The sequence below is a fragment of the Comamonas sp. 17RB genome (assembly GCF_030056555.1).
GTDB classification, from domain to species: domain Bacteria; phylum Pseudomonadota; class Gammaproteobacteria; order Burkholderiales; family Burkholderiaceae_C; genus Comamonas; species Comamonas terrigena.
On sequence record NZ_JASHHY010000006.1, the window covers coordinates 98,476 to 119,794 of the forward strand.

The 21,319-nt window shown below is 64.6% G+C and carries 18 protein-coding genes; 10 read left to right on the forward strand and 8 right to left on the reverse strand.

Translation table 11 applies throughout. The annotated features are described in order from the left end of the window. Nucleotide 1: 1 nt before the first annotated feature. Nucleotides 2–919, reverse strand: a complete 918-nt coding sequence (locus QM470_RS12115; RefSeq protein ID WP_283339449.1) for a LysR family transcriptional regulator — start codon at nt 917–919, stop codon at nt 2–4. A gap of 156 nt (nt 920–1,075) precedes the next feature. Here QM470_RS12115 and QM470_RS12120 point away from each other — a divergent pair, with 156 nt between their 5' ends. From QM470_RS12120 to QM470_RS12140, 5 genes are all read left to right on the forward strand, one after another. Further along, the gene (locus QM470_RS12120; RefSeq protein ID WP_283339450.1) at nt 1,076–1,786 is read left to right on the forward strand and encodes a pirin family protein; all 711 of its coding nucleotides are present in this window, start codon (nt 1,076–1,078) and stop codon (nt 1,784–1,786) included. A gap of 76 nt (nt 1,787–1,862) precedes the next feature. Beyond that, on the forward strand, nt 1,863–2,561 hold the full coding sequence (locus tag QM470_RS12125) for a hydrolase (RefSeq protein WP_283339451.1): 699 nt from the start codon (nt 1,863–1,865) through the stop codon (nt 2,559–2,561). Between the two features lie 123 nt (nt 2,562–2,684). Further along, complete coding sequence (locus tag QM470_RS12130) at nt 2,685–2,969, forward strand: XapX domain-containing protein (RefSeq protein WP_280010978.1); 285 nt, start codon at nt 2,685–2,687, stop codon at nt 2,967–2,969. A 112-nt stretch (nt 2,970–3,081) separates the two neighbouring features. Further along, entirely contained in the window at nt 3,082–4,977 is a 1,896-nt protein-coding gene (locus QM470_RS12135; protein WP_283339452.1) for an amidohydrolase, read from the forward strand. A 342-nt stretch (nt 4,978–5,319) separates the two neighbouring features. Continuing rightward, a complete protein-coding gene (locus QM470_RS12140; protein WP_283339453.1) occupies nt 5,320–6,948 on the forward strand; it encodes an MFS transporter in 1,629 nt (542 codons plus the stop codon). A 54-nt stretch (nt 6,949–7,002) separates the two neighbouring features. On the opposite strand, the gene QM470_RS12145 is transcribed toward QM470_RS12140, so the two are convergent. The 4 genes from QM470_RS12145 to QM470_RS12160 form a co-directional block, all read right to left on the reverse strand. Continuing rightward, nucleotides 7,003–7,386, reverse strand: coding sequence for a VOC family protein (locus QM470_RS12145; protein ID WP_066539527.1), 384 nt, complete (start codon nt 7,384–7,386; stop codon nt 7,003–7,005). Between the two features lie 301 nt (nt 7,387–7,687). Further along, on the reverse strand, nt 7,688–8,590 hold the full coding sequence (locus tag QM470_RS12150; protein WP_283339454.1) for a sulfurtransferase: 903 nt from the start codon (nt 8,588–8,590) through the stop codon (nt 7,688–7,690). Nucleotides 8,591–8,690: 100 nt separating this feature from the next. Next, on the reverse strand, nt 8,691–9,641 hold the full coding sequence (locus tag QM470_RS12155) for a DMT family transporter (RefSeq protein ID WP_283339455.1): 951 nt from the start codon (nt 9,639–9,641) through the stop codon (nt 8,691–8,693). An 81-nt stretch (nt 9,642–9,722) separates the two neighbouring features. Then, the gene (locus tag QM470_RS12160; RefSeq protein ID WP_283339456.1) at nt 9,723–10,862 is read right to left on the reverse strand and encodes an aromatic ring-hydroxylating oxygenase subunit alpha; all 1,140 of its coding nucleotides are present in this window, start codon (nt 10,860–10,862) and stop codon (nt 9,723–9,725) included. A 391-nt stretch (nt 10,863–11,253) separates the two neighbouring features. Here QM470_RS12160 and xseB point away from each other — a divergent pair, with 391 nt between their 5' ends. From xseB to QM470_RS12185, 5 genes are all read left to right on the forward strand, one after another. Beyond that, nucleotides 11,254–11,499, forward strand: coding sequence for an exodeoxyribonuclease VII small subunit (gene xseB / locus QM470_RS12165; protein ID WP_192334338.1), 246 nt, complete (start codon nt 11,254–11,256; stop codon nt 11,497–11,499). Then, on the forward strand, nt 11,499–12,416 hold the full coding sequence (locus tag QM470_RS12170) for a polyprenyl synthetase family protein (RefSeq protein ID WP_502846837.1): 918 nt from the start codon (nt 11,499–11,501) through the stop codon (nt 12,414–12,416). Before xseB ends, QM470_RS12170 begins: the two co-directional genes overlap by 1 nt. A 106-nt stretch (nt 12,417–12,522) precedes the next feature. After that, nucleotides 12,523–14,391, forward strand: coding sequence for a 1-deoxy-D-xylulose-5-phosphate synthase (dxs, locus tag QM470_RS12175; protein WP_283339457.1), 1,869 nt, complete (start codon nt 12,523–12,525; stop codon nt 14,389–14,391). A 263-nt stretch (nt 14,392–14,654) separates the two neighbouring features. After that, nucleotides 14,655–15,737: a TRAP transporter substrate-binding protein gene (locus tag QM470_RS12180; protein WP_283339458.1), complete on the forward strand. Its 1,083-nt coding sequence runs from the start codon at nt 14,655–14,657 to the stop codon at nt 15,735–15,737. A gap of 169 nt (nt 15,738–15,906) precedes the next feature. Next, entirely contained in the window at nt 15,907–16,986 is a 1,080-nt protein-coding gene (locus tag QM470_RS12185; RefSeq protein ID WP_066539245.1) for a TRAP transporter substrate-binding protein, read from the forward strand. 87 nt (nt 16,987–17,073) lie between these two features. Here the strand turns inward: QM470_RS12185 and nhaA are convergent, their stop codons facing one another. The 3 genes from nhaA to QM470_RS12200 form a co-directional block, all read right to left on the reverse strand. Next, entirely contained in the window at nt 17,074–18,390 is a 1,317-nt protein-coding gene (gene nhaA, locus QM470_RS12190) for a Na+/H+ antiporter NhaA (protein WP_283339572.1), read from the reverse strand. 474 nt (nt 18,391–18,864) lie between these two features. Further along, entirely contained in the window at nt 18,865–20,643 is a 1,779-nt protein-coding gene (locus QM470_RS12195) for a TRAP transporter large permease (RefSeq protein ID WP_283339459.1), read from the reverse strand. A gap of 17 nt (nt 20,644–20,660) precedes the next feature. Further along, the gene (locus tag QM470_RS12200; RefSeq protein WP_066539239.1) at nt 20,661–21,272 is read right to left on the reverse strand and encodes a TRAP transporter small permease subunit; all 612 of its coding nucleotides are present in this window, start codon (nt 21,270–21,272) and stop codon (nt 20,661–20,663) included. Nucleotides 21,273–21,319 lie beyond the last annotated feature (47 nt).

Below are 21,319 nucleotides of genomic sequence, written 5' to 3' on the forward strand. Positions count from 1 at the left end.
CCTATTGCCGCTCCGCCCAGGGCTCGTTCGGCAGGCAGGTTGCGACATAGTCGATGAACGCCTGCACCCGCGCCGGGCGGATGCGTCCCGGTGGCGTGAGGATGTGCAGCGCGATCGGGTCGGCCTGCCAGTCTTCCATCGCCACCTGCAGCTGGCCTGACTGCAGCAGCGGCCAGACCAGAAATGCCGGCTGCAATGCCAGTCCCATGCCTGCCAGCAGGGCGGGGGTCAGCGCCTCGGCATTGTTGGCGTGCAACTGGGCATGCACGACCTGGGTGAATTCGCCCTGCTGCGCATGCCGGAAGTGCCAGGGGGCACCATGGGGCGTGTGGCCGTAGTGCAGGGCGCGGTGCTGCCGCAGGTCGCTGGGATGCCGGGGATGGCCATGGCGCCGAAAGTACGCCGGTGCACCGACCAGCGGCAGCCGCACCCGGCACAGCTGGCGGGCCAGCAGGCTGGAATCTTCCAGGTTGGCAATGCGCAGCGCCAGGTCAAAGCGCTCGGCAATCAGGTCCACCTGGGCATCGCTGAAGTGGACCTGCAGATCCACTTCCGGATGCTGCAGCATGAAGCCCGGCAGCAGGGGCGCCAGCCGCGAGATGCCGAAGGTCATGGGCGCCGCCACGCGCACCTGCCCGCGCAGGCTGGTGGCATGGTCCATGACTTCGGTTTCCACCGATTCACCTTCCTGCAGGATGCGGGTGGCGCGCTCCAGTGCGGCCTGGCCGGCATCGGTCAGCGCCACACGCCGCGAGGTGCGGTGCAGCAGCATGGTCTTGAGGCGGCTCTCCAGCCGGGAGATGGCTTTGGACACCGTGGCCTGCGACAGCGACAGCTCTTGTGCCGTGCGCGCGAATGAACCTGTTTCAGCCACTTTGGCAAAGATGGCCCAGGCTTCCAGATCCGGCAGTTTTTTCATGGGGTGGTAAGTCGCTGTAGGCCGACGCACTGTAAGACTGCAGGCCTCTGGATAGGGTATCGAAAAGTGAAAGCCAGATATTCGATAGCTGTCATCTCGCTGCACATGCGGGGCCACTAGACTTTGCTCCACCATCGCGTCAGCAAAGGATGACACATGATTGAGCGTCGATCGTTGGACAGCCTGGGCGGGGCCAACCATGGCTGGTTGGATGCCAAGCACCATTTCTCGTTTGCCGAGTACCACGACCCCCGGCGCATGCACTGGGGCAGTCTGCGGGTCTGGAATGACGATGCCATCCAGCCTGGCAGCGGCTTTCCCCCGCATTCGCACGGGGACATGGAAATCATCACCTATGTGCGCCAAGGTGCCATCACGCACGAAGACAACCTGGGCAACAAAGGCCGCACGCCAGCGGGGGATGTGCAGGTCATGAGTGCCGGCAGCGGCATCACTCACGCCGAGTACAACCTGGAGCCGGGTGTCACCCGCATCTTCCAGATCTGGATCATTCCCGACCGCCAGGGCGAGAAGCCGAGCTGGGGTAGCCAGGCCTTCCCCAAGGGCGACCGTGCAGGGGAGTTTGTCACGCTGGCCAGCGGCATGGCGGGCGACCACGATGTGCTGCCACTGCGCACCGACGCGCGCGTGCTGGGCGCCACCATCCCAGCCGGAGACAGCGTGGAATACCACTTTGCCCATGCCGACCGCTATGGCTATCTGGTACTGGCCACGGGGGCGGCCACGGTCAACGGCGTGGACTTGCGCCAGCAGGATGGTGCGGCCATCCACGGCGAAACCCGCATCCGGATTACCGCCAGCGAAGACAGCGAAGTCGTGCTGGTCGACGCCGCCCCGTTGCCTTAGCCACAGCCCTGGCGCCTGCGCTTTCACTGCTCTTTTTTCCTTCAACCCTGATTTCCTCAACCTGGAAGGCCTTGCCATGTCCCATCGCAATTACCTGGAAGTTCTGACCCCGCAAAACAGCCAGCTCATCTTCATCGATCAGCAGCCGCAAATGGCATTCGGTGTGCAGTCTATCGACCGCCAGACGCTGAGGAACAATGTGGTGGGCTTGGCCAAGGCGGCCAAGGTGTTCCATATTCCCGTGACCCTCACCACGGTGGAGACGGAAAGCTTCTCCGGCCACACCTATCCGGAGCTGCTGAGCGTGTTCCCCGACCACCCGCTGCTGGAGCGCAGCTCCATGAACTCCTGGGACGATCAGAATGTCCGCGATGCGCTGGCCGCCAATGTGGCCAAGGGGCACAAGAAAATCATCGTCTCGGGTCTGTGGACCGAGGTCTGCAACAACACCTTTGCGCTGTCGGCCATGCACGATGCGGGCTACGAGATCTACATGGTGGCCGACGCATCGGGCGGCACGTCGCTGGATGCACACAACTACGCCATGCAGCGCATGGTGCAAGCGGGTGTGGTGCCGGTGACCTGGCAGCAGGTGCTGCTGGAGTGGCAGCGTGACTGGGCCAAGCGTGACACCTACAACGCCGTGATGGACATCGTGCGCGAACACTCCGGGGCGTACGGCATGGGCGTGGATTACTGCTACACCATGGTGCACAAGGCGCCGGAGCGTGTGCAGCATGGCGGCACCATCGGCCCCAACCCTGCCCAGCCATAAAACCACCGGCGGTGGCTGCGCCACCACCATCTCCCCCCCGCACGTTGCACCCTGTTCCCTGCAGGGTGCAGGACAGCAATTCCCATCCGCACCAGCCCGGGCTGGGTGCAGGGAGGCCCTTCCATGAAACTCTATGTGCTCTCGCTGGCAGCAGGTCTGCTGGTCGGTGTCGTCTACAGCCTGCTCCAGGTCCGCTCGCCTGCACCACCTTTGGTGGCTCTGGTCGGTCTGCTGGGGATTTTGCTGGGCGAGCAGATCGTGCCCATAGGCAAGCAACTGCTGGCGGGCACGGCGTTCGGTACGGCATGCACCGCATGCCAGGCCGATGACCATGTCCTGGGGCAGCTGCCCGGCAAAAGCCGACCGGCGGCCACGGCCACACCGCACGACACCCACCCAGATTCCTGATCCATTTCCTTTCATGACCACGCGCCGCAAAGTCATCACCTCCGCAGCAGGCCTGGCGGCAGGCGGTATGCTGGGTTGCCGTTCGCTCCCCCATTCTTCGCAAGGACCCGCCATGCCCCACAGCCCCCCCGACGTCATCTTTCACAGCGGGCGGATCACCACGCTGAACAAGGGTCAGCCCGTTGCCCAGGCTGTGGCCGTCAAGGATGGCAAGTTCACCGCGGTGGGCACGGACGCCGAAGTGCTGGCCCTGGCGGGCAGCGGCACACGCAAGATCGACCTGCAGCAACGCAGCGTGCTGCCCGGGCTGTGCGACAACCACACGCATGTGATCCGTGGCGGCCTGAACTACAACTTGGAACTGCGCTGGGATGGCGTGCGTTCGCTGGCCGATGCCATGGCCATGCTCAAGGCCCAGGTTGCCAATACACCCGCGCCGCAATGGGTGCGGGTGGTCGGCGGTTTCACCGAACACCAGTTTGCAGAAAAGCGGTTGCCCACGCTGGCGGAAATCAATGCGGTGGCCCCCGATACGCCGGTGTTTCTGCTGCACCTGTATGACCGCGCGCTGCTGAACGCTGCCGCATTGCGTGCCGTGGGTTACACCCGGGACACACCCGAGCCGCCCGGCGGCGAAATCGTGCGCGACGCCAACGGCAACCCCCTGGGCCTGCTGCTGGCCAAGCCCAATGCCACCATCCTCTACAGCACGCTGGCGCTGGGGCCCAAGCTGCCGTTCGACTACCAGCTCAACTCCACGCGCCACTTCATGCGCGAGCTGAACCGCCTGGGTGTGACGGGCGTGATCGATGCCGGAGGGGGCTCGCAGAATTACCCCGACGATTACCGCGTCATCGAGCAGCTCGACAAGGATGGGCAGATCACCGTGCGCCTGGCCTACAACCTGTTCACGCAGAAGCCCAAGAAAGAGAAAGAGGACTTTTTGCAGTGGACGCAGAGCGTTCGCTACAAGCAGGGCAACGACTACTTCCGCCACAACGGCGCGGGCGAAATGCTGGTGTATTCGGCCGCGGACTTTGAAGACTTCCGCCAGCCCCGGCCCGACATGCCACCGAATATGGAAGGCGAGCTGGAAGAGGTGGTGCGCATCCTGGTGCAGAACCGCTGGCCGTGGCGCCTGCATGCCACCTATGACGAGACCATCAGCCGTGCGCTCGATGTGTTCGAGAAGGTGCACCAGGAGTCGCCGATCAACGGCCTGAACTGGTTCTTCGACCATGCCGAAACCATTTCGGACCGGTCCATAGACCGTATTGCGGCGCTGGGTGGTGGTGTTGCCGTGCAGCACCGCATGGCCTACCAGGGCGAATACTTCATCGAGCGCTACGGCGCCCGGGCCGCCGAAGCCACGCCGCCGATCAAGAAGATTCTGGAAAAAGGCGTCAAGGTGTCCGCCGGCACCGATGCGACACGGGTGGCCTCGTACAACCCCTGGGTGTCGCTGTCGTGGATGGTCACCGGAAAGACGGTGGGCGGCACCCCGATGTACCCCCAGCGCAATCTGCTCGACCGCGAAACCGCTCTGCGCATGTGGACCGAGAACGTGGCCTGGTTCAGCAACGAGGTGGACCAGCGCGGCCGCATCCAGGTGGGCCATTTCGCGGACCTGATCGTGCCGGACAAGGATTACTTCCAGGTGGCGGAGGACGAGATTTCCTTCCTGGTGTCCGATATGACGGTGGTGGGCGGGCGTGTGGTGTATGGCGCGGGCAACTTCCAGCAGCACGATGACAACCCGATCCCCCCGGCCATGCCCGATTGGTCGCCGGTGCGCCGCTATGGCGGGTTTGCGGCCTGGGGCGACCCGGAGGGTGCAGGCCAGAACTCACTGAACCCCACGCGCTACCGCCAGATGGCCGCCGCCTGCGGCTGCGGCACCAGCTGTGGCATGCACGGGCACCAGCACGCGAATTCCTGGGCATCGGGCGTACCCACCTCCGACCCCAAGAGCTTCTTCGGGGCGCTGGGGTGTTCCTGCTGGCTCTGACCAAATGTGCCGTGCCGGCGCCGGCCGGTGCCGGCTTCGTTTTTCTGCATGGCCCGCCGGGCCGGGAGGGGCGATGAATAGTTCGGAAATTTTCTGTGCCGACCCCCTCGCCCATAGGGTAGGGCCTGCGGAGGGCGGGCGGCACTTGGGGCCGCCATCGTTACCGATATCGGCGGTTCAGGCCATCTTCGCGCCCACGTGCGCGGCAGGCCGGGTGCTGCGGCCCGATGGCGCAGCCGCGGCGGGAGTGAGGCGCCTTGGGGCACCCCATTCCTTTTATCCACATTCGGGTCTGGCGGGCGGCATGGTGCCGTCCACCGGGCTGCATTTGCACACGCAACCATGAACGCTTCCATTCCTCCCAGCCCCACACCGCCAGCGGCCAGTGACAGCAGCTTTGCGCCGTTGCGGCAAAAGCTGTTTGCCGTGCTGTGGGTGGCCACCGTCATTGGCAACACCGGCAGCTTCGTGCGCGATGTGGCCAGCTCATGGATCATGACCGACCTGTCGCCTTCACCCACGGCCGTGGCGCTGGTGCAGGCGGCCGCGTCGGCCCCGGCGTTCCTGCTGGCGATTCCGGCCGGTGTGCTGTCGGACATTCTGGACCGCCGCAAGTTTCTGATCTGCATCCAGCTGCTGCTGGCCAGCGTCAGCATCGCGCTGATGACCTTGTCTGCGCTGGGCATGCAGACCGTGTTCTCGCTGGTGGCGTTCACGTTTCTGGGTGGGATTGGCGCCGCGCTGATGGGGCCGACCTGGCAGGCCATCGTGCCGGAGCTGGTGGGGAAGAAAGACCTGAAATCGGCGGTCGCACTGAACTCGCTGGGCATCAATATCTCGCGCGCCGTGGGCCCTGCGCTGGGGGGCATGGTGCTGGCGGGCCTGGGTGCGTCTGTCGCCTATGGCGTGGATGTCATCAGCTATGTGTTCGTGGTGGCTGCGCTGTTGTGGTGGCCGCGCCCCAAGTCCGGGCAAGACGATCTGACCGAGCGTTTTGCGGGGGCCTTCCGTGCCGGCTTGCGCTATGCCCGCGCCAGCCGTGAACTGCATGTCGTGCTGCTGCGCGCATTCCTGTTCTTTGCGCTGGCCAGCTCGGTCTGGGCGCTGCTGCCGCTGGTGGCACGCCAGCTGCTGGGCGGTGGCGCAGGCTTTTACGGCATCTTGCTGGGGGCGGTTGGTGTGGGGGCCATCGGCGGTGCGTTCCTGCTGCCCAAGCTGCGCGCGCAGTTCTCTTCCGACGGCCTGCTGCTGCTGTCGGCCTGCGTCACTGCGGCGGTCATGGCATTTTTGTCCATCGGACCTGCGCAATGGGCGGCAGCGGTCGCCTTGCTGCTGCTGGGCACCGCCTGGATCACGGCGCTGACCACGCTCAACGGCGTGGCACAGGCCATCCTGCCCAACTGGGTGCGTGGCCGCGCACTGGCCGTGTATCTGACGGTCTTCAACGGTGCCATGACTTTGGGCAGTCTGGCTTGGGGCTTCACGGCCAAGGCCATCGGCGTGCCCTACACCTTGCTGGCCGGTGCGGCCGGCCTGGTCGTGATGGGCCTGGTTGCGCACCGCATCAAGCTGCCTCAAGGGGAGGCGGACCTCGTGCCATCCAACCACTGGCCCGAGCCGCTGACGGAGGCCGAAGTGGACAACGACCGGGGACCGGTGATGATACAGATCACCTACCAAGTGGAGCATGCCCAGCAGGCCGCCTTCTTGAAGGCACTGGCCCGGCTGTCTGCCGAGCGCCGCCGCGATGGCGCCTATGCCTGGGGCGTGGTGCAGGACGCCGCGGCGCACAACACCCTGGTCGAGTGGTTCCAGGTCGAGTCCTGGGCCGAGCACCTGCGCCAGCACCAGCGTGTGACGCACCACGATGCCGATGTCCAGGCCGATGTGCTGCAGTACCACAGCGGCAGCGAACCGCCGGTGGTCAAACACTATCTGGCCATCAACCACCCTGCACAGGGACGCATCTGACGGCCCAGGTGGCCGTGGTGTGCAGGGCCTGGCCGGCTTAGCCAGGCGGCGGTGTCAGGCCTTGGGCGGACGGTGCAGCAGGCAGACCTTGTTGCCGTCCGGATCGCGCAGATAGGCCAGGTACATGGCGCCCTTGCCTTCGCCGCGCCAGCCGGGCGGGTCTTCGCAGGTCACGCCACCCGCTGCAATGCCGGCAGCGTGGGCGGCGTTGGCCTGTTCAATGGATTCGGCGGCAAAGCCAAAGGTGCTGCCGTTGCCGATGGTCGCGGGCTCGCCATTGATGGGTTGGGACATGCTGAACGTGCCGCCCGCATGGCGCCAGAACAGGCGGTGGCGGTCCAGTACCCCGGGCTTGGCGCCCAGTGTGCCCAGCAGGGCGTCGTAGAACTTCTTGGCGGCATCCAGGTCATTGGTGCCGAGCATGATGTGGCTGAACATGGTGGTCTCCTTGGTTTTTGGCAAGCCCGAAGCCGGGCTCGATGTGCAATCAGCCAGCCATCGTAATGGGCTTTGCGTCCGGCAGGCGCTCGCTCCTGTCGCCTGGATTCCTCGCACGAAACCCTGTCCCTTCGCCCCGGTTCCTCGGGGCGAGCCGCTCCAGATGGGCTGACGCGGGTGATGGCAAGGAGGGCAGAAGCCACTCCCGCCGCGCTCTACCGCATCCGCCGTGCGCTTGCGTCACGGGTCGATGCAGGCCTCGCTGGCGGGCTCGCGCCGTGGCGGCTTTCAGGGCGTTGTGTCAGCCGCGTTCCACCGGGCGGCTGGGGTCGGAACACCATTCGCTCCAGCTGCCGGCGAACAGCCGGGTGGGGGCATAGCCGGCCACTTCCATGGCAATCAGATTGGGCAGGGCGCTGACGCCGCTGCCGCACTGGTGGACCACGCTGGCGGGGTCTCGGCCCTGCAGCAGTTCGTCGAACTCGGCACGCAGCAGGTCCTTGGGCTTGAAGCGGCCGTCGGCTGCGATATTGCTGGTGAACGGGCGGTTCAGGGCGCCTGGGATGTGGCCGGCCACCGGGTCCAGCGGTTCCACTTCGCCGCGGTAGCGGGCCGGGGCACGGGCGTCGACCACGGTTTGAACGGCGGGCTGGCCCAGGTCACGCAGCACGTCGGCGGCTGTGCTTAGCGTGCGCAGCGGCGGGTGCAGCTCGAAATTGCTCTGGAAGCGGTTGGGCTCTTCCCCTTCGGCCACGGGCAGGCCTGCGGCTTGCCAGTGCTGCAGGCCGCCGTCCAGCACGGCCACGGCATCGTGGCCCGCCCACTTCAGCATCCACCACAGGCGGCCGCAGTAGTTGGCGCCGTTGCGGTCGTACACCACGGCCTGCATGCCGTTGGCAAAGCCCACACTGGACAGCCAGGTGGCAAAGCGTTCGCGGCTGGGCAGGGGGTGGCGGCCACCTGAGGCGGGCTTGCCGCTTTGCTCCACGGCCACATTGCCGTTGCGGTCCGGCAGCCCGTGCTTGGCGCTGAGGGCCAGGTCCAGGTCCGCAAAAACGGCACCGGGGATATGGGCTTGCAGATACTGCTGGCGGCCGGCGGCGGGCTGGGCCAGGTCAAAGCTGCAGTCAAACACCATCAGCGGCTGGCCTTGGGCCTGCAGGGCCTGGAGCTGGGCGGTAGTGATGAGGGTGGTGTAGGTCATGGGCGGTGGCACAGTGCAAACGACAATGCTGCATTGTGCGACAGCCCGCATGCCCGGCGCTGTATCCGCTGATGTGCAGCGGGGAAGGCGGGTTGGGGTCTCAGTGGTTGCTGGAGGGCATGTCGGCGCCCGGCGACGCAGCCGGAGCGGGGGCCGGCTGCGTCGCCCCGCGGGCGCGGAAGATGGAGGCGGCAATGCCGCAGAAGGTGATCAGCACCATGCCGGTCCAGCCGGCAGTGCCCAGGTGGTCGCCGAACAAAAAGATGCTGTAGAGACTGGCGAACACAATGCCCGAGTACTGCAGATTGGCGGCTACCAGCGTGCCCTTGCGGGTCTTGGCGCTGGAGTAGGCCTTGGTCAGCGTGATCTGGCCGCCGGCGGCCAGCACGCCTATGGGCAGCAGCCACAAGGCCTGCTGCCAGCCCGGCCAGTCCGACACCCCCATGAAGACCATGCCGCCCAGGCCCATCAGCGCGGAGCCCAGGCCGAAGTAGAAGACGGTGCGGCTTTCCGGCTCGCCGATGCGGGCCAGCGCGCCCAGCTGCATATAGGCCAGGGCCGAGAGCAGGCCGGAAGACAGGCCGATCAGCGCAGGAGCGGTCTGGTCCTTGGCGAAACTGGGTTGCAGCATCAGCACCACGCCGGCAAAGCCGATGGCGATGGTGATGACCAGCGGAATGTTCAGTGCCTGGCGCTGACCCTGGTAGCTGGGGCGCAGCGTCCAGGCGGCGCCAGCCAGCATGATCACGGCAATCCACAGGCTGCTCATGTAGTTCAGTGTCATGGCGCTGGCCAGCGGGATCTGGGTGAGGGCGTAGAACCAGCAGCCCATGGAGGTGACGCCCACGGCGCTGCGCCAGACATGCATCAGCGGGTGCCTGGTCTTGAGGCTGACACCCTGCGAGGACGACAGCGCCCACAGGATGAGCATGCCCATCAGGCCCCGATAGAAGACGATTTCGGCGGTGTTGAAGCTGTCCGACGCATATTTGATGCACACCCCCATCGTCGAGAAGAGGAATGTACTCATCACCATCCACAGCACTTGCATTGGGTCCGCCAGTCAGAACGAAAAAAAGCTGCCTGCGCTGACAAATTCAGCGCAGGCAGCTTGGGGATGCTAGCAAAAAACTCAAGATCGCGGGACGTGCTCACCCATCGTGGATCGATACCACTCGTGGAAATGCTGCATGCCGTCTTCCATGGGGCTCTGGTAGGGACCCACTTCGTTGTCGCCACGCGCCAGCAGGGCGCGGCGGCCCGCATCCATGCGTTCGCCAATCTCGTCGTCCTCGATGGCGGTTTCCATGTAGGCGGCTTTTTGCGCCTCGACGAATTCCGGCTCGAAGGCCGCGATTTCCTCAGGGTAGTAGAACTCGACCACGTTCATGGTCTGGGTTGGGCTGACGGGGTGCAACGTCGAGACGGTGAGCACGTGCGGATACCACTCCACCATGATGTGGGGGTAGTAGGTCAGCCAGATGGCACCACGGTCGGGCAGCTGGCCGTTGCGGTACTGCAGCAGCACCTCATGCCACTTCTTGTACACGTCCGAACCGGGGTTGCCGAAGCTGGGTGCCACGCCCACGGTCTGTACCGAGTATTCCTTGGCGAACTCCCACGTCAGATCGTCGCAGGTGACGAAATTGCCCAGGCCGGGGTGGAAGGGGCCGACGTGGTAGTCCTCCAGATAGACCTCGATGAAGGTCTTCCAGTTGTAGTTGCACGTGTGCATTTCCACATGGCTGAGCACAAAGCCCTCGAAGCTCAGCTGCTCCTTGAGCTGCATGCCCGCCAGGTCGGCGTGCACGTCGCGCCCATTGGCCTCGAACAGCAGACCGTTCCATTCCTGGAGCGGGTAGTTGTTCAGGTTCAGGCAGGGATCGTGGCTGAAATGGGGCGCGCCCAGCAGTTCGCCGCCGGGGCTGTAGGTCCAGCGGTGCAGCGGGCAGACGATGTTGCCGCCAGCGTGTCCCTTGCCTTCTTCCAGCAGGTTGCCACGCCCTTTGAGCATGATGGCCTGGCGGTGACGGCAGATGTTGGAGACCAGCTCGACCTTGCCGTTGGCATTGCGCACCAGGGCGCGGCCTTCGTTTTCCTGCGGCAGGGCGTAGTAGTCGCCCACATGGGGGACAGAGATGGCGTGGCCCACATAGCGTGGTCCTCGCTGGAAGATGGTTGCCATTTCGCGCTGAAACAGCGCTTCATCGAAATAGCTGGAAACTGGTAGTTGGCTGGCGGCCTGCTGCAGTTGAAGACTTAAATCAGACATGGGTGACCTGACCTAAAGACTCCCCACAGGGAGGGTGCGCGTGCGCACGCGATGAAAAGAAAAACCGGCCATGCGGCTGGCAGGAAGCGGACAGCGCCTTGGCCGGAAAAGCTTCCGGAGGCTGGAGTCCGCCTGGCTGCACAGGCTGTGGGGCCGGTTCGACGGGAATGGGATTATAGGTGGTGGGGTTATTTCCGTTCCCTCCGTATGTGTATTGGCATTTCTGGTTAATGCCAAGCGCTTTGTAAGGGCTTTGTAGCCCGGCAGGGTCGTCCGGATCGGCCCTGGCAGGGGCAGGCTGCACCAGCGCGGGGAATCTGTGGACGTGGGCGACGGCGGGAGGGAGGTGCTGCGCCTAAAATCGATGGTTTTCTTTCACCCGAGCGTTGCCATGCCCAAAAAGGCTTCTCCTGCACCCGATCCGATTGAGACGCCCGACAGCTATGAAGCCGCCGTTGCCGAGCTGGAGCAGCTGGCGGTGCGCATGGAGTCGGGACAGCTGCCACTGAACGACATGCTGACGGGCTACCGCCGTGCCTCGGTGCTGCTGGCGTATTGCCGCGAACAGCTCGACGGGGTGGAAGCGCAGATCAAGGTATTGGACGGCGAGACCCTGAAGAAATGGGCCCAGGAGTGATGGAAGCAATGAGTGAGGACGTGACGGCACAGGCATTCGATCTGAACGCCTGGAGCCAGGTGCAATTGCAGCGCACGGAGGCCGCACTGTCGGCATGGGTGGGGGTGAGTGCGCCTGCCGGTCTGGGTGAAGCCATGCGCTATGCCGTACTGGATGGCGGCAAGCGCCTGCGCCCGTTGCTGGTGCTGGCCGCTTCCGAAGCGGTGCAGGGCAATGCCGAGGCCGCGCTGCGCGCGGCCTGCGCCGTGGAGCTGATCCATGCTTATTCGCTGGTGCATGACGACATGCCCTGCATGGACAACGATGTGTTGCGCCGTGGCAAGCCCACGGTGCATGTGGCGTTCGGCGAAGCCCGTGCGCTGCTGGCCGGCGATGCGCTGCAGGCGCTGGCCTTCGAGTTGCTGACGCCCGAGGGCGAGGCCGTGCCCGACGCCATGCAGGCCCGGCTGTGCCGCCTGCTGGGTGCCGCGGCGGGAGCGCAAGGCATGGCGGGCGGCCAGGCCATCGACCTGGCCAGCGTGGGTCTGCCTTTGAGCGAAGACCAGTTGCGCCAGATGCACCGTCTGAAAACCGGTGCCCTGCTGGAAGGCAGCGTGCTGATGGGCGCGGCCTGCGGACAGGTCGGTGCTGCGACGCTGCAGGCGCTGAAGGACTACGGCGCGGCGCTGGGCCTGGCATTCCAGGTGGTGGACGATGTGCTGGACGTGGTGGCCGATTCCGCCACCCTGGGCAAGACCGCCGGCAAGGACGCCGCCAACGACAAGCCTACCTATGTGTCGCTGATGGGTTTGGATGGCGCCCGCCGCCATGCGGCGGCATTGCTGCAAGAATCACTGGCGGCCCTGGACCGCAGCGGCCTGCGTGATACGCAGGCGTTGCGGGCCCTGGCCCACATGGTGGTGGACCGCTCGCACTGACTGCCAGCGGCACGCTGCCCTCCGGGCTGCAAAGCCCGCCCTATTGATGAAAAACAGCTGCCGAGGCGCCCCGCAAGCGCCGAGGCAGCCCGTAAAAAAAGAGCTGATGACCACCAACGCCTACCCTCTGCTGCAGAAAGTGAATGCGCCTGCCGACCTGCGCGCCATGCCGCGTGGCAACCTGAAGGCACTGGCGTCCGAGTTGCGCAACTATGTGATCGACAGCGTCTCCCAGACCGGCGGCCACCTGAGCTCGAACCTGGGCACGGTGGAGCTGACCGTGGCGCTGCATGCGGTGTTCGACACGCCGTATGACCGCATCGTCTGGGATGTGGGCCACCAGACCTACCCGCACAAGATCCTGACCGGCCGGCGCGAGCGCATGTCCACGCTGCGGCAGCTGGACGGGATTTCGGGCTTTCCCCTGCGCACCGAAAGCGAGTACGACGCGTTCGGTGCCGGGCACTCGTCCACCAGCATCTCAGCCGCACTGGGCATGGCCCTGGCCGCCAAGCAAAAGGGTGAAAACCGCCGCGCCATTGCCGTGATCGGCGATGGGGCCATGACGGCCGGCATGGCCTTTGAAGCGCTGAACAACGGTGGGGTGGCAGACGCCAATCTGCTCGTTATCCTGAACGACAACGACATGAGCATCAGCCCGCCCGTGGGCGCGTTGAACCGCTACCTGGCCCAGCTGATGAGCGGCCAGTTCTACGCCAAGGCCCGGGATATGGGCAAGAGCGTGCTCAAGCAGGTGCCGCCGCTGCTGGAGCTGGCCAAGCGCCTGGAGCAGCAGGCCAAGGGCATGGTGGTGCCCGCCACCATGTTCGAGCAGTTCGGCTTCAACTACATCGGCCCCATCGATGGGCACGACCTGGATTCGCTGATTCCCACGCTGGAAAACATCAAGGGCCTGAAGGGCCCGCAGTTCCTGCATGTGGTCACCAAGAAAGGCCAGGGCTACAAGCTGGCCGAAGCCGACCCCGTGGCCTACCATGGTCCGGGCAAGTTCGACCCGGCCGTGGGCCTGGTAAAGCCGGCCACGCAACCCAAGCAGACGTTCACGCAGGTGTTCGGCCAGTGGCTATGCGACATGGCCGCCAAGGACCAGCGTCTGGTGGGCATCACGCCGGCCATGCGCGAGGGCTCGGGCATGGTGGAGTTCCACCAGCGCTTCCCCGGCCGCTACCACGATGTGGGCATTGCCGAGCAGCATGCCGTGACCTTTGCTGGCGGCATGGCCTGCGAAGGCCTCAAGCCGGTGGTGGCGATCTACTCCACCTTTTTGCAGCGCGCCTATGACCAGCTGATCCACGATGTGGCGCTGCAGAACCTGCCAGTGGTGTTTGCGCTGGACCGCGCGGGCCTGGTGGGGGCCGACGGTGCCACCCATGCCGGTGCCTATGACATCGCCTTTGTGCGCTGCATCCCGAATATGAGCATGGCCTGTCCGGCCGACGAGCGCGAAACCCGCCAGCTGCTGAGCACGGCCTATGCGCAGAACCACCCCGTCTGCGTGCGCTATCCACGCGGTGCCGGCGTGGGTGTCACGCCGCTGGAAAGCCTGGACGGCCTGCCGTTCGGCAAGGGGGAAATCCGCCGCAGCTCGGCCACCAAGAAGATCGCCATCCTGGCTTTTGGCAGCCTGCTGTATCCCGCCCTGGCCGCGGGCGAGGCGCTGGATGCCACCGTGGTCAATATGCGCTGGGCCAAGCCGCTGGACGAGGACCTGCTGCGCCAGGTGGCGGCCGAGCACGATGCGATCGTCACCGTGGAAGAGGGCTGCGTCATGGGCGGAGCCGGCTCCGCCGTGGGTGAGGCGCTGGCTGCCGCCGGCATCACCAAGCCGCTGCTGCACCTGGGACTGCCCGACCAGTTCATCGAGCATGGCGACCCCGCCAAGCTGCTGGCCTTGCAAGGCCTGGACGCTGCGGGTTTGGAGGCTTCCATCCGGGCGCGCTTCATGGCGCCATGACGCCCAGCTGCGCTGCCTGCCGGCATCACGCACCAAGCCGCCTTCGGGGCGGCTTTTTTTGCGCCATTGTTTCGCAGACCGGCGCTGGCGCGCCGCATGCATGACGCTGACACAACACTGAAGACGGGTGCGGGCTATCCCCTGGTTTCGGGGTTAACCCGCGCGGGTCTGGCGTTTTTCCATTCCTACAATGCCGCACGCTCCGCTGCTGTAGCCGGTGTGCTGCAGTGTGTGTAGCCGAAAGTGCAATATTAGGAGAGAAAATGGACCGTCGTTCCCTTATCAAACAGGCTGGCTTGGCTGGCGTATTGGCTGCCGGTGCAGCCCCCGCCGTGCATGCCCAAGCGGCTGTGCGTTGGCGCCTGGCTTCGAGCTTCCCCAAGTCGCTGGACACCATCTTTGGTAGCGCGGAAAAATTCTCTCAAACGGTCAAGGCCCTGTCGGGCGGCAAGTTCGAAGTCTCGGTGCATGCCGCTGGTGAACTGATGCCCGCCTTCGGCGTGGTGGATGCGCTGGAAAACAGCACCATCGAAATGGCACAGACCGCGCCTTATTACTTCACCGGCAAGAACTCCATCTTCGCCTTTGGCTGCGCTGTGCCTTTCGGGCTGACCGCACGCCAGATGGATGCCTGGATGGAGCACGGCAACGGCCGCAAGCTGTTCGATGCCTTCTGCGCCAACTACAACATCAAGAGCTACAGTGCAGGCAACACCGGCACCCAGATGGGCGGCTGGTACCGCAAGGAAATCAAGTCCGTCGCCGACCTGAAGGGGCTGAAGATGCGCCTGGGCGGCGGCCTGTTCGGTGAAGCCATGGCCAAACTGGGCGTGGTCTCGCAGAACATGCCTGCCGGCGATGTGTACCAGGCCCTGGAAAAGGGCACGCTGGACGCCACCGAGTTCGTGGGCCCCTACGACGACCAGAAGCTGGGCTTCAACAAGGTTGCTCCCTACTACTACTACCCCGGCTGGTGGGAAGGTGGCGCGGAGCTGGAGTTCTTCGTCAACGCCAAGGCCTACGCAGCGCTGTCGGCCGAGAACAAGGCGATTGTGGATGCGGCCACCCGTGTGGCGGCCCGTGACATGACGTCCAAGTACGACGCCTTCAACCCCGTTGCCCTCAAGAAGCTGGTGGCCGACAAGACCGTCCTCAAGGCCTTCCCCAAGGACGTGATGGACGCCGGCTACAAGGCCTCGATGGAAGTTTTTGCCGAGCACGAAGCCAAGTCGCCCGAGTTCAAGAAGATCCACCAGGACATGCGCGCCTTCCAGCGCGACCAACTGCTGTGGGAACGCTTCTCGGAGTTCCGCTACAACAGCTACATGGCGTCGATCAAGCTTTGATCGGCGTTCCATGCTGCAACCCGTTCCGCCAGGAGAAGGTTGCAGCATGCACTGCGAGCCGGCATTGCCATCCGATGCACATCGGATGATGGCCGGCTTTTTTGTTCCCTGAATCCGCCGCAGAAGCGGATCAATTTCCCGTAACTTGCGACAACACAAGGAGAGGTAGATGGATCGTCGTTCCGTATTGAAGAATGCCGGCATTGCCGGCGTGCTGGCTGCCGCCGCAGCCCCGGCCGTGCATGCACAACCCGTGGTGCGCTGGCGCATTGCGTCGAGCTTCCCCAAGTCGCTGGACACCATCTACGGCTCGGCCGAAGTGTTTGCCCAGTCCATCAAGGCCATGTCGGGTGGCAAGTTCGAAGTCTCCGTGCACCAGGCCGGCGAGCTGATGCCCGCTTTCAACGTGGTGGACGGTGTGCAGAACGGCACCGTGGAAATGGCCCACACCGCGCCTTACTACTTCTTCGGCAAGAACGAGGTGTTTGCCATCGGCGGTGCCATTCCCTTTGGCATGAACTCGCGCCAGCTGACCTCCTGGATGGTGGATGGCAATGGCTCCAAGCTGATGACCGAGTTCTACGCCAAGTACAACATCGTGCCGCTGCCGGGTGGCAACACCGGCGCGCAGATGGGTGGCTGGTTCCGCAAGGAAGTGAAGAGCACCGAAGACATCAAGGGTCTGAAGTTCCGCGTGGGCGGCTTTGCCGGCAAGGTGCTGGAAAAGCTGGGTGCCGTGCCGCAGAACATCCCGGCCGGTGAAATCTACCAGTCGCTGGAAAAGGGCACCATCGATGCGGCCGAGTGGATCGGCCCGTACGACGACCTGAAGCTGGGTCTGAACAAGGTGGCGCCGTTCTATTACTACCCGGGCTGGTGGGAAGGTTCGCTGAACCTGTCCTTCTACATCAACGACAAGGCCTTCAACAGCCTGACCAACGAGCAGAAAGCCCTGGTCAAGTCGGCTGCCTACGAAGCCCACGTGACCACCCAGGCCCGCTACGACGCCCGCAACCCCGGCGCGCTGAAGCAGCTGGTGGCCGCCAAGGCCAAGGTGCTACCGTTCCCGCAGACCGTGATGGATGCGTCGTTCAAGGCCACCATGGAGCTGTACGCCAGCCTGGACAACAGCAATCCGGACTGGAAGAAGATCTACGCCGACTACCGCAACTTCCAGCGCGACCAGATCCTGTGGTTCCGCTTTGCCGAGTCGCGTTTCGACAACTTCATGTCGGCGCAGAAGATGTGAGCACGCTGTGCGCTGCACACAAAAAAAACCGGGCCATGGCCCGGTTTTTTTTGTGGCAAGGCGGGAGTGCGGTAACTCCCGCTGCGGTCAGTGCTGCAGGCGCTGGCGCACGGCCCAGCCATACAGCAGGCCCAGTACCGCGGCCGTGGCCGATGCGCCCAGAATGCCCATCTTGGCGGCGGCCAGCAGCTGCGGATCGGCAAAGGCCAGCCCTCCGACAAAGATGGCCATGGTGAAGCCGATACCGGCCAGCATGCCCACCAGCACCACGCCTGGCCAGGTCACGCCCTGGGGCATACGACACAGACCGGTTCTGACGGCCAGCCAGGTGGCCAGGAATACCCCGATGGGCTTGCCCAGGACCAGGGCCGCGGCCACCCCCAGCGCCACGGTGGCGGGGCCGGAGGCGGTCAGGTCCACGCCGCCGAACTGCACGCCGGCATTGGCCAGGGCAAAGATCGGCATCACGCCAAACGCCACCCAGGGGTGCAGCAGCGGGGGCAGGCGGAACACGGGGGCCAGCAGATCGCGCTGTGCCGTGGTGGCCACGCGCAGTTCGTGGTGCAGCAGCTGCACATCCACACTCCCAGCCTGGGCCTGAACCTGCACGCGCGACAGCGCTTGCTGTGCCACTTCCAGCTGGTGGCTGGAGGCCGGGCGCAGGGCCACGGGGGTCATCAGCCCCAGCACCACGCCGGCCAGGGTGGGGTGGGCACCGGTTTTCAGCAGGCCCCACCACAGCACGGCGCCGGGCAGCAGGTACAGCCAGGCGCTGGCCACGCCCATGCGGTTGAACAGCAGCACCAGCAACAGGCCGAGGAAGGCGATGCCAAAGCCGCTGTAGTCCAGCCCGCCCGAGTAGAAGAAGGCAATGATCAGCACGGCCATGATGTCGTCGATGATGGCCAGGGCCAGCAGAAAGATGCGCAGCGGTCCTGGAACAGACTTGCCCAGCAGTGCCAGCACGCCCACGGCAAAGGCAATGTCGGTGGCCGTGGGGATGGCCCAGCCGTTGAGCAGCTGTTTGTCACCGGCGGCCAACGCCACATAGATCAGCGCAGGCACGGCCACGCCGCCGATGGCTGCCATCACCGGCAGGCTGGCCTGGCCCAGGCTGGAGAGTGCGCCGTTGTGGATTTCGCGGCGGATTTCCATGCCCACGACCAGAAAGAAGATGGTCATCAGCACATCGTTCACGAAGAAATGCAGATCGGTGGTGACGGACCAGGGTCCGATGGTCAAGGCCAAAGGCGCATGCCAGGTGTCGACATAGCTTTGCGCCCAGGGCGAGTTGGCCCACAGCAGTGCCACGGTGGCGGCCAGCAGCAGCACGATGCCGCTCATGGCCTCGATGTGCAGGACGCGGCCGAGGTGGCGGAGCGCGCTGTCGGTGGCCTGCTGCATCCGGGGGATGCGGGCCGAGGGCGTGGGGAAATCAGGGTGGATCTGGGCAGGGGGCGCGGACAGGCGCGCCTGGCCCATGGGGTCACGGGAGTGCACGGTGGACGGACTTTCGGCAGGGCGTGCGCCGGCGGCCCGACCTGCGCATGAAGATTCACCTGCCGTCACCACCGCATGTGGCGGGCACCCTTAACCATTGTATGCGGCAGGCAAGAATTGGACGCAGATGACCGGGTTGCAGGCCGGAAATGCTTGACAGCCAGCACGCGGCCTGTGGGGGCTTCAGGTGGTACTGGTGCGTCTAAAACAGTAGCAAATTCAATAGATTGGGCAAGGTGTACGGGGTGGCTTTGCTCGCAAGCATGATGTGCCATGTCGTGGGAGGGTGTTCGTGCGGAATGCGAGCACTGCGGCGTCGCCCACAAAAAAGCCCCTGGGCCGAAGCGCAGGGGCTGGTGGTGTGCGAAACGCTGCAGCTTATTTGGGCTGCTCGTTCTTCATCGCGTCTTCCATGGCTTTCATGGGGTCGTCCTCGGCCGGAGCGGCGGGGGCTGCAGCGGCATCGGGGGCGCTGCCTTCCAGCGTGGGGTTCTCGAAGTCGATGGGTGCCGGCATATCGGCTTCCATCTGTTCGCGCACCTTGTCCAGGTCGTAATTCTGCTTTTCGTCCAGACCGCTGGAGACAATGCCGGGGAAGGCAATGATCAGGCCCACCATCAGCAGCTGGATGCACAGGAAGGGGATGGCACCCATGTAGATCTGCGTGGTGGTCACTGGGGCAGTGCGCTTCTTGGTGACCTTGTCGGTGTATTCCTTTTCAGGGGCCACCGAGCGCAGGAAGAACAGCGCGAAGCCGAAAGGCGGGTGCATGAACGAGGTCTGCATGTTCACTGCCAGCAGCACGCCGAACCACACCAGGTCGATGCCCAGCTTGTCGGCCACCGGGGCCAGCAGCGGCACCACGATGAAGGACAGCTCGAAGAAGTCCAGGAAGAAGGCCAGCACGAACACCATGATGTTCACGACGATCAGGAAGCCCAGCTGGCCGCCAGGCAGGCCGGCCAGCAGGTGTTCCACCCACAGCGGGCCGTCCACGCCCTGGAAGGTCAGGCCGAACACGGTGGCGCCGATCAGGATGAACAGCACAAAGCACGACAGCTTGGTGGTGCCGACCAGGGCCTGGCGCAGCAGCTTGTAGTCCAGGCGCTTGCGCAGCAGGGCCAGGATGATGGCGCCCATTGCGCCCATGGCGCCGCCTTCGGTGGGCGTGGCAATGCCCAGGAAGATGGTGCCCAGCACCAGGAAGATCAGCAGCAGCGGAGGGATCAGCACGAAGGTGACCTTCTCGGCCACATGCGACAGCAGGCCCATGCGGGTGATGCGGTTGATGGACGCGGCCACAAAGGCCAGGGCCACGCCAAAGCACATGGCGAAGACGATGGTCTCGTCGGTGGCGACCTTCTCCACCACTTCGCCGGTGAACCAGGTGTGGATGGTTTCCATGTGGTGGGCGGCGAACAGGGACACGCCCACGCACAGCACGGTCAGGGCCAGCAGCGAAGGCAGGCCGCTGGAGCCGTCCTTTTCCTTCAGGCTGCGCGCTTCGGGCGGCAGGGCCGGCACCATGGCAGGCTTGAAGATGGCCAGTGCAAAGATCAGCAGCATGTACATGCCCACCAGCATGAAGCCGGGGACGAAGGCACCCTTGTACAGGTCACCCACGCTGCGACCCAGCTGGTCGGCCAGCACGATCAGCACCAGGGAAGGCGGGATGATCTGCGCCAGCGTGCCGGAAGCAGCAATCACCCCCGATGCGATGCGGCGGTCATAACCGTAGCGCAGCATGATGGGCAGCGAGATCAGGCCCATGGAGATCACCGATGCGGCCACCACACCGGTGGTGGCGGCCAGCATGGCGCCCACCAGAATCACGGCAATCGCTACGCCACCGCGGATGGGGCCAAACAGCTGGCCCACGGTGTCGAGCAAATCCTCGGCCATGCCGCTGCGCTCCAGAATCAACCCCATCAGGGTGAAGAAGGGAATCGCAAGCAGCGTTTCGTTTTGCATGATGCCGTAGATGCGCAGCGGCAGTGCCTGCATCAGGGCTTCGGGCAGCACGCCCAGCTCGATGCCGACCACGGCAAAGAACAGGCCGCAGGCGCCCAGGCTGAAGGCCACGGGGAAGCCGATCAGCAAGAAACAGATCAGCCCCGCGAACATGATCGGGGCCATATTGTTGGCAATGAATTCCATCGCTGTGTCTCCCTCGCTCAGGCACGCTTGGCGCCGGTGCGCTCAGCTTCTTCTTCGGCTTTGCGGATGGCTTCTGCCAGTTCTTCTTCCGCGCTTTTCTCCACGATCTTGACCGTGGGATCGTCAATCAGCCCGGCCAGGAAGGCAATGCGCTTGATGAATTCGGAGATGCCTTGCAGCAGCAGCAGGCCAAAGCCCAGCGGCATCATCAGATAGACCGGCCAGCGGATCAGGCCGCCGGCGTTGCTGGACATTTCACCGGTGCGCAGCGCCTGCAGGAAGAAGGGCGTGCCGTAGTACAGCACGATCAGGCACATGGGGGTCAGGAACAGCGCGAAACCGATCACGTCGATCCACACGCGGGTGCGCAGCGAAAGCTTGGAGTTGATCACGTCCACCTTGACGTGTTCCTTCTCCAGCAGCGTGTAGCCGGCGGCGAGCAGGAAGGAGGCCGCAAACAGGTACCACTGCACTTCCAGGAAGGCATTGGAGCTGGTGTGCAGCACCTTGCGCACGATGGCGTTGAGGGCACTGATGATGGTGGCGCCCAGGATGAGCCAGATGACGTATCTGCCGACCAGCGCGTTGAGCCGGTCTATTCCTCTTGAAAGCTTGAGTAAAGCCTGCATGTTGTCTCCGTATATTGGCGAAGCGTAGAGCGCCTGACCATGTCCCC